This window comes from Rhodospirillaceae bacterium (genome assembly GCA_002728255.1).
Classification (GTDB): domain Bacteria; phylum Pseudomonadota; class Alphaproteobacteria; order UBA7887; family UBA7887.
Genome location: PBWV01000009.1, coordinates 55,007 through 67,755, shown reverse-complemented (window position 1 = coordinate 67,755; position 12,749 = coordinate 55,007). Strand labels below are relative to the sequence as shown.

Below are 12,749 nucleotides of genomic sequence, written 5' to 3'. Positions count from 1 at the left end.
TCCTTCGGCGACAGTCGTCGACGCATATTCTTGTATTTTTGCTTTCCCATCGTCCTTAGGCGGGCTCGAAAATTTATAGAATTTATTTGTTTCCTCTCCCTCAATTCCAACTATTACCGCCCAGGTTGTATGGTCGTGAGGCGGTGACATGTTTCCTTTAACCTCGGAGACGACATATAAGGCGGAGGTGTGATCCGATTCCTCGGAGAGCAAATATAGTGAGCTGTTTCCGTCACCTTCCCTCACCGGAAAAGTTTCAGCATTAAAAAGATTTTTATGGGTAGCGAGCAGAAGTAATCGTTGCTTAATGGAATTGAGCACGTCGGCAGTGATAGTTTCTGGCGGAATCAACTGCTTTACATCGTCAATGTAGCGTTTTATTTCAGCCTTCCGCTGGGCTGCTATTGCCTTAAGGTCTGTATTCTGCATCTTTTTCCATAATTAATCTATCCTTTTCCAAACACGCTCTCAACTGACTCAACATAGATATCAACTGTTTCGTCCGCATTATCCTTGGTAAAAGTCAGTGGAGGAGAAAAATTATTTACTGGTAGGAATGGCAATGCTCGGGTCAGAAGTCCTCGTTCTTGTGCTGCCATCGCGACTTTCTTTTGAGCAGGGGGACTCACCTCTGGTGCTTCTTTGCTATTGTGGCCAGAGCAATACTCGACACCGATCATTAGGCCCTGTCCTCGAATTTGCCCAATGTTAGGATGATCGCCTAAACGTTCAATTAGTGACTGTTTTAAGTACGCGCCTACTTTAGCAGCATTAGAGACTAAGTTTTCTTCCTCTATTATTTCTAAATTTGCCAACCCAACCGCAGCCCCCACGGGGTGTCCAGAATATGTAAAGCCATGCCCAAATACACCGACCTCTGGAGTGCCGTCGGAGAGAACTTGCCATACATGGTCAGCAATCGCGACCGCAGACATCGGGAAATAGGCACTGGTAAGGCCCTTTGCAAAGGACATTAAATCGGGTTTGATCCCATAAAAACTTGATCCAAACCAACTTCCCAAACGTCCAAATCCAGTAATAACTTCGTCCACAATGAAAAGGATATCGTGCTCTTTGAGAATCGCTTGAATGCGATGATAATACTCACGTGTGGGTACAATTACGCCGCCAGTGCCCATGACTGGTTCAGCAATGAAGGCGGCAACAGTGTCTGGACCTTCACTTAGGATTAAATCCTCAAGGTCCTTAACCATACGGTTAGTAAACTCCTCTTCTGATTCGCCAGAGTTGCCATATTTCCAGAAATTTGGGCAAGAAGTGTGTAGGATCCCGTCAAACGGCAAATCAAACGCTTTGTGAAAGAGGGGTATGCCTGTGAGGCTCCCAGCTGCAGCTGATACCCCATGGTAAGCTCCAACTCTGGATATGATTTTCTTTTTATCTGGTTTTCCACGAAGGTTATTATAGTACCGAGCTAGCTTGAATTGTGTATCATTAGCATCTGATCCTGAAAGGCCAAAAAAGATCTTACTAATCTGGGTGCAATCCGCATTGCGGTGAAGTAATTGAATTAATTTTTCAGCCAGAAGAATTTGAGGCTCGTTAGAGGCTGCACCAAAGGTATGGTAAAAGCCTATTTTGTCCATTTCTTCCTTGGCAACCTCAGCAAGCCGCTTGCGGCCATATCCAATATTTACACACCATAGAGCGGCTGAGGCATCAATATAGCTTTTATCATTGTTATCGTAGACGTGTACCCCACCAGCCCGCTTAAATATTACGGGGCCCTTATCTTGATGCTCAGTGATGGATGTTACCGGATGTAGCAGGACTTGCTTGTCCAATTCTTCTAGGGAGATATTCCTGGCAACTTCATTAGGCATAATTAGGTTCTCCCCTATATATGTGGGTACAGAATTTTATGTTGCTTCTTTGGCGAACGTGCCAGAACGCGGTGCGTTGGGCCAGTCGAAGAATTTGGATCGTTACTCTATTGGGTGGTTCACTTCAATTATTCGATATATTTGGACTGACCGCCATTTCCTATTCTGCGGGGGTTGGTGGGGTCTGATGGGGAGGATCGGATACAGATGCGTTATTATCGCTTGGGCTGATCTCAGAATACCAGAGGCTGTGGTGTTCTTTGGCCCAGTTTTCCTCAACATTTCCCGACCACATCGCATGGATTGCCCCCTCCATACCAATGGTGCCAATGTAAATGTGAGCTAAAATCACTACTGTAAGAGCCAACGCCCCAATGGTGTGTAGGACCTGTATGCCTTGCATGTCTTGTACGGAGGTGTCTCCACTGAATGGAAATAGAAGCATAATGCCTGAGTACGATATCATTCCACCACCTATCACTACTGCCGCAAAAATAATCTTTTGACCGGCATTAAATTTGTGTGCAGGAGGGTGGGTGCCAGATTTAAACATGCCTCCACCTTGGAGGAGCCACGTTAAATCAATCTTGTTAGGAATATTGTGTTTTATCCATAGAAAAAACATAATTGTTATTCCCAAAATGAATACAATGCCTAAATAATTGTGGGCCATTTTTCCTAATAGTGTGAGGCTGGCAAAGGCATCAGGTCCAAGCCATGGTTTGATTATGTAACGTCCATATAGGAGGTTGAGTCCCGTTAATGATAGGATGATAAAGGTGGCTGCGACGATCCAATGCACCCATCTTTCAAATAATGTAAACCGTTGGATGGTTTTTCCGGTCACCCCGCCCTCAATTCGAATCCGCCCCTTTAAGGCAAAAAATAGGGCCAACGCCGCAATAATTCCAAACAACCCCCATACACCGTACTGTGATATTGGGCCATTGCGAATTGACCTCCATTCTTCTCCTCCAGATTGTACAAGAACACCGGCTTTCTTGTCGGGGATTGATACCTGCCCCTGGATCCCCCCACGCACGGCCTTCCACATTTCAATATTATTGTTTTGACCTATATCTGGACTCGTTAGCTGTGCATCTACTTCTTGTGCCGATGCGGCCCCGTATAAGGTGAAGGATAATAGAAGAATGCTGCCTACTGCGACGTATAAGAAATTAGAGATATTAGGTGTGCGCAGCATATTTATGGGGTCCCTTATCTTTGTGCCAGTTCATTTGGCCGAGTTGCACTATTTCTTAGGTGCAAAATGGAAGATCTAGAAATTTTGTTTCGCAACCCGGTGACTAAGTTTTTCATATGTTTCATTATCAATAAGAGGCATTGGCTCTCCCGAGTAGGTTTTGTCAAATTCTAAGGTTCGACCTTGTTCTTCTTCCCGACAAGCACCTAAAATTAGGATTATGCAAAATAAGGCTATTAGGTTAATTGGAGGCACTGTTTGATTTAAGTCTTTTTGTCATCGTCATAGGCGGTTCCCCAACCCCAAGCTCCCGACCCAAACCCACGAGCTACTGTTCGTTCCCGGTAAATATCAGAGATCTCATCTCCATCCCCGGCCAATAGAGCTTTTGTCGAGCACATTTCTGCACACAAAGGAAGTTTTCCTTCAGAAAGACGATCCTGTCCATAGTCATAGTCGGAATTTTCGGGGCCTCCAGCACAAAAAGTGCATTTATCCATTTTGCCCCGAGTACCAAAATTTCCAGCCTGTGGATACTGAGGAGCACCGAATGGACAGGCATAAAAGCAATACCCACACCCTATGCACTGGTCTTTAGAGTGGAGGACAACGCCTTCGTCGGTAGTGTAAAAACAGTCCACGGGACATACAGCCTGGCAAGGTGCATCTGAGCAGTGCATACATGCGACGGACAGAGACATTTCCCCAGGTTGACCGTCATTGACTGTAACGACCCGCCGTCGATTAACACCCCATGGGACTTCATTCTCATTCTTACAAGCAGTGACACATGCATTGCATTCGATGCAGCGTTCTCCGTCACAAAGAAACTTCATTCTAGCCATATTTTCCGCTCCCACCTAAAATTTAAATCGCATCTATACGGCACAGCGTGCATTTCGTTTCTTGCATGCCCGTAACGCTATCATATCCGTAAGTTTGTGCTGTATTTGAGGCTTCACCAAGGACATAGGGGTCAGATCCAGAGGGATATTTGTCTCGTAAGTCTTTACCCATCCAGTGGCCACCAAAATGGAATGGCATAAATACTACCCCCCGGCCGACCCGTTCGGTAATCATAGCCTTAACCTTCACTTTAGCACCCTCTGGCCCTTCTACCCAGATTTGGTTCCCGTCGATGATGCCGTTGTTATTTGCATCAAACGGGTTGATCTCGGCAAACATGTCCTGCTGTAGTTCGGCCAGCCAGGGGTTGGATCTGGTTTCTTCACCACCACCTTCATATTCCACCAATCTACCGGAGGTTAGAATTAACGGATAGTTTTTAGAATAGTCTTTCTCTTGAATGGATTTGTACAAAGTTGGCAGTCTATAAAAAACTTTATCCTCGTAGGTAGGGTAATCAGCTACGAGGTCCCGGCGAGGCGTATATAAAGGCTCTCGGTGGATTGGAACTGGATCTGGGAAGGTCCAGACCACTGANCTTGCTTTGGCGTTACCAAAAGGCGCACATCCATGGGAAATCGCCACCCGTTGAATCCCACCTGACAGATCGGTCTTCCAATTCACTTTTCCTACGTCAGCGCCACCAATCTCATCAATTATGGATTTTTCAGTTTGCGTTAAGTCTTGGTCCCAACCTAGCTTCATGAGCATTGCCATTGTAAACTCTGGATAACCGTCTTCAATCTCCGATCCCAAAGGATAGCTTCCCTCTGCAAGTAGATTTTGCCCCTNTCGTTCAACCCCAAAGCGAGCTCTAAAGCATAACCCACCTTCGGCAACAGGCTTAGAGGTGTCGTACAGAATTGGGGTGCCTGGGTGTTTCATCTCTGGCGTTCCCCACGATGGCCAAGGCATGCCATAATACTCACCATCGCATGGTCCCCCGACTGCCTTCAATGTGGTCCTGTCAAACGTGTGCTGGTGCGCCATATGCATCCGAATCCGTTCCGGAGACTGCCCTGTGTACCCTATTGTCCACATGCCACGATTAATTTCTCTTGTTATATCCTCAACGTAGGGCTCGCTGTTGTTGATAGCTATATTTTTGAACATCTCATCAGAAAATCCAAATTTTTCTGCGAGCATGAACATGATTTCGTGATCTGGGCGGGATTCAAAGAGGGGTTCCACTACCTTTTCGCGCCACTGAATAGACCGGTTTGAAGCGGTTACCGAACCGTAAGTTTCAAATTGGGTTGCCGCGGGAAGGAGGTAAACGCCTTCGGTTCTGTCCTGCATTACTGCCGTCATGGTAGGGTAGGGATCAATTACTACCAGTGTATCCAGTTGTTCCATAGCCCGTTTCATGTCTGGCAATCGNGTTTGCGAATTCGGTGCATGTCCCCAGAAGACCATAGCTTGAATGGGATTGGGTTGTTCGATGTTTCCAGGCTCCTCAATGACGCCGTCAAACCAACGCGAAACAGGAATTCCTTTTGCAGACATAATCTCAGCAGAATCAAAACGATCTACTAGGTAGTCATAGTCTGTCTCCCAGACCCTGGACCAGTGTTTCCAGGCCCCAGTTGAAAGCCCATAATACCCCGGTAAAGTGTGACACAGTACCCCGAGGTCTGTCGCCCCTTGAACATTGTCGTGCCCTCNGAAAATATTGGTTCCTCCGCCCTCTTTCCCCATGTTGCCCAACGCTAACTGAAGAATGCAGTAAGCCCGAGTGTTGTTGTTTCCGTTTGTATGCTGAGTGCCTCCCATACACCATACTACTGTGGCTGGGCGGTTTTCAGCTAGCGTTTGAGCCACGTTACGTAATTGTGAGCCGGGCACACCACTAACTTTTTCAACTTCCTCTGGTGTCCATTTTCTCACTTCAGAACGTATCTGGTCCATTCCCCAAACTCGTTGCTGGATAAATTCCTCGTCCTCCCAGCCATTTTCAAATATNTGCCATAGCAGGCCCCAGATAACCGCCACGTCTGTCCCGGGGCGTAGCCGCACGTATTCATCTGCGTGGGCTGCAGTACGTGTGAATCGTGGGTCACAAACAATTAACGGTGCTTGATTTTGTTCCTTTGCTTTCAAAATATGCAGGAGAGATACAGGATGTGCTTCGGCCGGGTTTCCGCCTATAAAGAACATTGCCTTGGAGTTATGTATATCGTTGTAGCTGTTTGTCATCGCTCCATAGCCCCAGGTATTAGCTACGCCGGCAACAGTAGTTGAATGGCAAATTCGTGCTTGGTGATCGACGTTGTTGGTTCCCCAATAAGCCGCNAACTTGCGGAATAGATAGGCTTGTTCATTGGAAAACTTTGCTGAGCCNAGCCAGTAGACGGAATCGGGTCCCGACTCCAGTCGAATTTTATTAAATCGGGCACCAATCTCTTCAATAGCCTGNTCCCAGCTAATGCGCTTCCACTGNCCATTTTCCATTTTTGTCGGATANTTNAGTCGTCGCTCTCCATGAGCATGTTCTCTAACACTGGCTCCTTTAGCGCAATGGGCACCTAGATTAAACGGGCTATCAAACGAGGGTTCTTGGCCAACCCAAACGCCGTTTTGAACTTCTGCTGTTACCGTGCATCCGACGGAGCAATGGGTGCACACTGATAAGACCTTTTTAATTTCATCATTAAGGTTGCCCTCNGTNTTTGCCTNNGCTTCGTGNNNCCGAGCCAGAGGGACACCNGTGGTTAAGGCGGCNGCGCTGGCTGCNAGCCCTGATTGNTTCANGAAAGTTCGNCGATNCATAAAAGAAGGNGNGGAGATNCTCTCTTTTATNTGCNGTTGCCGTTTAATGGTGCGGCGTTTAGTCAGCATTATAATATTCTCCCTAGAATCGGGCTAGACGGTATGCTTGTTTTACGTGCTCGGTCAGACGGTATTTAGCATTAGTTTTCTCGTGGTTATTATTTTTTTGCCTGGAGTTTGCAGTCCCTGGAACTACTATTACTGATGCGCCGGCTCCGATAGCTGTTAGACCTGCGGACCGGAAGAAATTCCTCCGATCTAATTGGTCCTTTTTGATTTTTCCCAAGTTATCTTTCACCTTGATCTCCCGTTTTTGCTAGCTTATTGATCAAGCTCAAAGGCTTGTTTTTCAACATTTATGAATTCTATCCCAAGATCTCCCACCGCAGAATAAAAACGGGCGGATTTAGCATTTTTCAGGTCCTCAAAAAACTCATTACCCCAGGAACCAAGGTGTTTTGTAAAAAAACTCTGTTGGGTCTCTAGGGAAGCTGATCCATTAATCTCACCCGATACCAGCAAGGACATTACTTCGCATAGACTACTCATGCTATCTTCAGGTTCCATCACGTTATGTCGTTGCTGTATTTTTAGGTGATGGAGATCAGATCTTAGCCGTGCAAGTGGTTTTTCATGGAGGAAACCGGAAAGGTAATATGAGCCATAGGGCACCAGTTCCCCTTCTCCAAGCCCTATGAATAAATTGTGAAACTCATCCGCTATTGAATCTGCGTCCAATTCTTTAGCTTTGTTGGCGATCTTTCTTAAAGCCTCGCCTATGGGCGAAGCGCCGTCGCCGAGGCTGTCTAGTATACGCAAGGTCTCTTTATCTGGCGGTTTACTAAGCAGGAGCGCTAAAAGCCTGTATATTCCTGCCCTTGCCAGCTCTTCTTCCCTTTGTTCCATTAGCTGACCGGGTCGCGCCTTAGCCAAATTTTCCCGTTCTGTAACAATCACTTGTCCTCACCCCCCCTCGGAAAAACACTCCTCTGAGAACTACGCAGATCTACTGCTAATTTTGTAGGATAGTGGGCCTTCGGTCAACTAGGTTCGCCATCAGGGGTGATTTGCTGATCTTCTTCTTTTCTAACGTTACGGGGCTCATCTAGCGACCGATGGTTGGCAGCTTTTTCCTCCGCTTCGGTTCCCTGATTATTTTCCTCGTTCTCAGCAGTGACCGGTTTTTCCTTAGCAAGAAAATGTTGGCTAATTGTATACGCGGTTTTGACGATCTTTCCTGCGCCCATCTTTATAAAGTTGTCATCGTAGTCGTTCAATCCATCCAAATTGGCAAGCAAGGGGTCTGTTGACCAGAGTTTTCTAAGAGCGGCTCGTTTGAGGAGAGTTGGCACTCCCTTTTTGAGGAAGGGGGTAAAGTCAGACCCACCAGTCAAGCTTTCGATAGAGGGTAGNTGANACGTTTCTTGNTCGTCGACCTTAGCGGCTTCTATAGGATCNTCGGAAGAGGTTAGCGNTTGTTCATCGTCATGAGNAGCAGAGCTAGGTTCGTCTTTTCCTTGNNTTTTGCGNTCAGCCATTTTTCTTTCTCCGTCCGGTCACTGTANCCGCCTCACNATTCNCANAAAAATATTTTTTCCTTTTTCTCTTTTTAAAACTTTGCTCGGTGTGATGTTGCTCTACAAAGTGCCCTACGAAGGATAGAATTTCTACGGGCATTGGTACTCTGTCCACCTGTTCATCGCCGCTGACATCATTGTCTTCAGCTTCAAATGGGCAAGCAGTGACCAGGACTGGTTTGGGNAATTTTTCTGTGGGATTGTGGAGTACGACGTATATGCTCGGNTCGGCTTGGCTGAGGTTTACCCTATATCCCTCTGTTTCTCCCTTATGAAGATAGAGCTCTAACGTCGTTCCAAAAAATCTTACCCATCCTGGCCCGGATTCCATCTCCCTCCAGTTTTGCATGGATGTCATTCCNGGTATAACTGCAATGCTTTTCCATGAATATTCCAACCAGGGATTCTCCGAGCAATGGCGCTCCAAAACAATTCCTATAGACATTGCTTCAGTAGTTTTCATCGGGAGCAGTTGCATGACTGTTTTGAAGATAACACTCTGCCTTCAACAAGTCGTTTGGAGTATTTAGATTAAAAAATGGGTCTATNGCACGAACAGGATAGTCAACGATTCCAAGATTGTGCCGCGAAGTCCAACGGTCCACCTTTCGTATTTTTTCCATTACCATCGCCTCTCGAAGATCAGCCCGTTTGCTGACGGGCCAGAGGCCAAATACAGGATGGTGTCGTTGCTGGGAGCTCGCGTAGGACATGGTCGAGCCNGACTGAATTTTTTTATACAATCTTTCTACCAAATTAGTCGGAAAAAAAGGTGAGTCCCCTGGAAAGCTTGCGACATACTGGCAGTTTGGTGCATTTGCTGAGACCCACTCCAGAGCCGTTAGAATGCCCGCCAATGGTCCAGCGGAGCCACCAACAACGTCTGCGGCAACTGGAAGACAAAAATCAGAGTATTCGGCAGGGTCTCCGTTGGCATTTAAGATCATTGGGCCCACTTGTGGACAAGCTCTCTTCAGTACATGGNAAAGTAATGGTTTGCCTAACAGGTTCAGGAGACATTTATTGGCGCCACCCATCCGTCTTGCCTGGCCTCCAGCTAGTACGACCCCAGCTATTAGAGTTTTGCAGTCGGGCTTCACTGGCCTGCCTTCCTTTGTGCTTCAGTTCGTTCAGCTGGAATTTCCTCAGGGTTAACATCAAAGTCCAAGCGCTGTGTTCCTGATAATGCAACAAACCTCTTTCCTCGGGCTCGNCCTATTAGCGTTAGATTAGCTTGTCTGGCGAGTTTAACACCCCAGGCTGTAAAGCCCGAGCGGGAAATCAAGATGGGAATTCCCATCTGGACTGTCTTCAGTACCATTTCGCTGGTTAGACGGCCGGTAGTGTATAGGATTTTATCCCCAGGGTGTATTTCTTGCTTAAACATGTGCCCTGCTATTTTATCCACCGCATTGTGGCGTCCGACATCCTCCATATAGGCTAGGGGGCGATTGTCTTTACACAACACGGAGCCATGTATGGCTCCGGCTGACAGGTAAAGGCTCGGAGTGGCATTGATCTTTTGGCTGAGGGAGTACAGCCAAGAGGTTTTCATTTTAGTCTCTGGAAGTTTTATGCAGTCAAAGTTCTCCATGATGTCGCCAAACGAAGTACCTTGGGCACAGCCGGAGGTCCTGATCTTCTTGGAGAGTTTTTCTTCGTAGTCTGTCTCCCTCTCCGTACGTACNACGATGACNCCAAGATCAGAATCAAAATCGGTGNCAACTATTACGTCTTCGCTTGTCAGCATATTTTGATTTAGAAAAAAACCCANAGCTAGTTCTTCAGGATAATCGCCAATAGTCATCACNGTCACGATTTCTTGACTATTTAAATACAAAGTAAGCGGCTGCTCCACAGGCACTAAAGTATTTAGGCTGTGCCCATTGTGGTCTATGCCCTCCACTTTCTCAGTGAGGTTCGGATCTTCCGGTACGGGGTTGACAACGTCGTTGCTCATCTGTGCTACTGTACCTTTGTCTAAAGAATAAAGGTAAACAAATTTCCATAGGCTGCTGAGAAATAAGCTGGGCAAATTCAACCCAAACACTGAAAGTTAGCATTTTGGCTGGAGAACTCTATGACATGTGAAATTGCGGACAAAAGGCTGTTCCTGTGTGACTGTTCTAAGAGCATGCGTCTAGACAAAGAAAAATTGGGCAAAATGTTACATGCGACGGAAGATTTTAATATCTACCATCAACTGTGTTCCAAAGAATTGGGCGAGTTCGAAAATGGAATTTCTGGGTCTGATGCAATAATAGCCTGCACACAGGAGGAGTCTGTATTTCGTTCTCTGGCTGAAGATATTAATTCTAACTCTAAATTTGTTCACATTAACATTCGGGAACATGCAGCTTGGGGTGAGCAAGGGGAGAATGCAGGGCCAAAAATAACGGCACTTCTGGAGGGGGCCGCACTAGAGGTGGCTCTTCCTGATCGGGTTACCATGAACTCGGGGGGAAGGACTTTGGTCTATGGTCGGGGAGATGTTGTTCTAGACGCTGCCCGGCAACTTGCTAACAGGCTTGATGTTACCTTGTTGATTGACCAGGCGGATAATATGTTTCCACCATCCGCCCCAAACTTCAAAATTTTTGGAGGTCGAATAGTGGAATCTTCGGGGCACTTAGGGGATTTTCATATCGGGGTGCAAGATCTTAGTGCTAAGGATCCATCCGCCCGTTCTACTATTTCCTTTGGTCCATCGGCCACTGAATTAACAAACCTGCAATTTGATCTAATTCTAGATTTGGCTGGGGCTCCGCCACTATTTGAGGGCGATGATAGGCGGGATGGCTATTTTAGGGTTGAACCTGGGGCCCCAGTTAAAATCCAGCAAGCTTTGTTTGAGCTGGTGGATATGGTTGGAACCTTTGATAAGCCACGTTACATCTCCCAAGAGCAAGACTTATGTGTACATGGCAGAAATCGGCAGGTGGGCTGTACAAGGTGCTTGGATCATTGTCCGACGGCTTCCATAATGCCGATAGATAACGTCGTTTCTGTAAATGAATATACCTGTGCAGGCTGCGGTCAGTGTGCATCTGTTTGCCCTACTGGATCACTTTCATATACGGTGCCATTTCCCTCAAATCAATGTGACGTTTTTCGATCGTTATTGGGAAAGTATTACGAGGCTGGGGGCAGGGATCCAATTCTCCTTTTATACGATGACAATATGGCCGAAGAACTTCTCGCTATTGGCCGGTTTGGAAGAGGGTTCCCCTCTAACGTGATTCCCTGGGATGTTGGTAGAATTACGGCTCTTGGCCTAGATGCTATATTGGCGGCCATTACTTACGGCAGTAGTAAGGTGGTTCTTGCGACTGGGCAAATAAAGTTTGAGGAGTTGCACGCATTGCGCGGTCATTTAGAAATTTTAGAGGCTATTAATGCGGGATTGCAACTTGAGGGTGAAGCGGTCGTATTTTTAGAAGGACGAGACCCCTCTCAATTAGAGAAAAAGCTTTATCAGTTGGCTGAGTCTGCAAGAAATAGTGAACAGAAAGCTAGGGATAAGGGGCTTAGAATTGGCAGCAAGAGAGATCGCATTTGGTTGAGTTTTAATCATTTAACTAAAATTGCGGAGGTGCCAGAAAACCCAATTCCTTTGCCCGGGGGAGCGCCATTTGGTGCCGTCCGGCTCGATGAATCTAAGTGTACCTTATGCCTTGCTTGTGTCAGCGTTTGTCCAGAGGGAGCCCTGTTAGACAACGAGCATAAGCCGCAAGTGTCTTTTCTAGAGAAGGCATGTGTCCAGTGTGGTCTGTGCAGAGTGACCTGTCCTGAATCTGCAATTTCGCTAGAACCACAGTTAGACCTGAGGTCGGCTGTGCAGCAACCTCGAGTCTTGGCGGAGGAGGAACCTTTTGATTGTGTTCGGTGCGGCAAACCGTTTGGGGTTCGGTCTTCGGTCGAAAAGATGGTGGATAAGCTAAGAGAGCACTCGATGTTCAAGGGCAACCCGGGCGCAATAGACCGAATTCGTATGTGTGAGGACTGCCGCGTTGTCGACCAATTCTCTGAGAAACAGCCCTTCGCTGTCGGATCTCGTCCAATAACTCGTACGAGCGAGGATTATAACGAAGATGGTTGAGAATTTAGGGGCCAGGAAACTCGGTACCACATAGTGCTGCGGCTCGTTTGGTAAACAAAGTTGCTTTCTGGTTCGTAATGATCTTTTCTGCTACCATTCGCTCTATTGCCTCAACCCGCATCTCCATGCAGCGGACGTATTCTGGGTGGAGGGTCGGCTGGACAGAGTTAATATGGCCTGGGTTATAGGTTTTGTGAGTCATGGTCGCTAAAAGCAGTGCGAGTATAGAGGTAAGGAGTGCTATTATTCGTGCTAGTTTGTGATCTAGCCAGTGATATTGGATTGTTGGCATGGTACTTCTTTAAATTTTCTATAGGTGTTTGTAGGGTAAGTACTGGTAGCCAACTAAG

Annotated in this window: 14 protein-coding genes; 1 reads left to right on the top strand and 13 read right to left on the bottom strand. The window is 46.8% G+C overall.

All coding sequences use genetic code 11. The annotated features are described in order from the left end of the window. The 12 genes from CMM32_02600 to CMM32_02545 form a co-directional block, all read right to left on the bottom strand. Window positions 1–429 (bottom strand): hypothetical protein (locus tag CMM32_02600; GenBank protein MBT05795.1); only part of this gene is annotated, 429 nt, incomplete at its 3' end. Window positions 430–446: 17 nt separating this feature from the next. Beyond that, on the bottom strand, window positions 447–1,844 hold the full coding sequence (locus CMM32_02595; GenBank protein ID MBT05794.1) for an aspartate aminotransferase family protein: 1,398 nt from the start codon (window positions 1,842–1,844) through the stop codon (window positions 447–449). Between the two features lie 160 nt (window positions 1,845–2,004). Further along, window positions 2,005–3,048 carry a formate dehydrogenase subunit gamma gene (locus tag CMM32_02590; protein ID MBT05793.1) on the bottom strand — a complete coding sequence of 348 codons (1,044 nt, stop codon included), beginning with the start codon at window positions 3,046–3,048 and terminating at the stop codon, window positions 2,005–2,007. A gap of 75 nt (window positions 3,049–3,123) precedes the next feature. Beyond that, on the bottom strand, window positions 3,124–3,303 hold the full coding sequence (locus tag CMM32_02585) for a hypothetical protein (protein ID MBT05792.1): 180 nt from the start codon (window positions 3,301–3,303) through the stop codon (window positions 3,124–3,126). A gap of 8 nt (window positions 3,304–3,311) precedes the next feature. Beyond that, a complete protein-coding gene (locus CMM32_02580) occupies window positions 3,312–3,893 on the bottom strand; it encodes a formate dehydrogenase (protein ID MBT05791.1) in 582 nt (193 codons plus the stop codon). A gap of 22 nt (window positions 3,894–3,915) precedes the next feature. Further along, a complete protein-coding gene (locus CMM32_02575) occupies window positions 3,916–6,792 on the bottom strand; it encodes a formate dehydrogenase (protein ID MBT05790.1) in 2,877 nt (958 codons plus the stop codon). A 13-nt stretch (window positions 6,793–6,805) separates the two neighbouring features. After that, window positions 6,806–7,021, bottom strand: a complete 216-nt coding sequence (locus CMM32_02570; protein ID MBT05789.1) for a formate dehydrogenase — start codon at window positions 7,019–7,021, stop codon at window positions 6,806–6,808. Window positions 7,022–7,044: 23 nt separating this feature from the next. Then, window positions 7,045–7,680, bottom strand: coding sequence for a molecular chaperone TorD (locus tag CMM32_02565; protein ID MBT05788.1), 636 nt, complete (start codon window positions 7,678–7,680; stop codon window positions 7,045–7,047). An 83-nt stretch (window positions 7,681–7,763) separates the two neighbouring features. Further along, window positions 7,764–8,261 carry a hypothetical protein gene (locus CMM32_02560; GenBank protein MBT05787.1) on the bottom strand — a complete coding sequence of 166 codons (498 nt, stop codon included), beginning with the start codon at window positions 8,259–8,261 and terminating at the stop codon, window positions 7,764–7,766. Further along, window positions 8,254–8,778, bottom strand: coding sequence for a hypothetical protein (locus CMM32_02555; GenBank protein MBT05786.1), 525 nt, complete (start codon window positions 8,776–8,778; stop codon window positions 8,254–8,256). The genes CMM32_02560 and CMM32_02555 overlap by 8 nt, the downstream gene beginning before the upstream one ends. After that, window positions 8,750–9,400, bottom strand: coding sequence for a molybdenum cofactor guanylyltransferase MobA (locus CMM32_02550; protein MBT05785.1), 651 nt, complete (start codon window positions 9,398–9,400; stop codon window positions 8,750–8,752). Before CMM32_02550 ends, CMM32_02555 begins: the two co-directional genes overlap by 29 nt. After that, entirely contained in the window at window positions 9,397–10,260 is an 864-nt protein-coding gene (locus CMM32_02545) for a sulfurtransferase FdhD (protein MBT05784.1), read from the bottom strand. The genes CMM32_02550 and CMM32_02545 overlap by 4 nt, the downstream gene beginning before the upstream one ends. Before the next feature lie 120 nt (window positions 10,261–10,380). Here CMM32_02545 and CMM32_02540 point away from each other — a divergent pair, with 120 nt between their 5' ends. After that, entirely contained in the window at window positions 10,381–12,399 is a 2,019-nt protein-coding gene (locus CMM32_02540) for a 4Fe-4S ferredoxin (GenBank protein MBT05783.1), read from the top strand. A 4-nt stretch (window positions 12,400–12,403) separates the two neighbouring features. Here CMM32_02540 and CMM32_02535 read toward each other — a convergent pair whose 3' ends face one another. After that, window positions 12,404–12,691 carry a hypothetical protein gene (locus CMM32_02535; GenBank protein ID MBT05782.1) on the bottom strand — a complete coding sequence of 96 codons (288 nt, stop codon included), beginning with the start codon at window positions 12,689–12,691 and terminating at the stop codon, window positions 12,404–12,406. Between the last annotated feature and the right edge of the window lie 58 nt (window positions 12,692–12,749).

Coding starts and splice junctions, on each gene's coding strand:
- CMM32_02535 (MBT05782.1), bottom strand. CDS start 12,691: ATGCCAACAATCCAATATCACTGGCTAGATCACAAACTAGCACGAATA.
- CMM32_02580 (MBT05791.1), bottom strand. CDS start 3,893: ATGGCTAGAATGAAGTTTCTTTGTGACGGAGAACGCTGCATCGAATGC.
- CMM32_02595 (MBT05794.1), bottom strand. CDS start 1,844: ATGCCTAATGAAGTTGCCAGGAATATCTCCCTAGAAGAATTGGACAAG.
- CMM32_02590 (MBT05793.1), bottom strand. CDS start 3,048: ATGCTGCGCACACCTAATATCTCTAATTTCTTATACGTCGCAGTAGGC.
- CMM32_02540 (MBT05783.1), top strand. CDS start 10,381: ATGACATGTGAAATTGCGGACAAAAGGCTGTTCCTGTGTGACTGTTCT.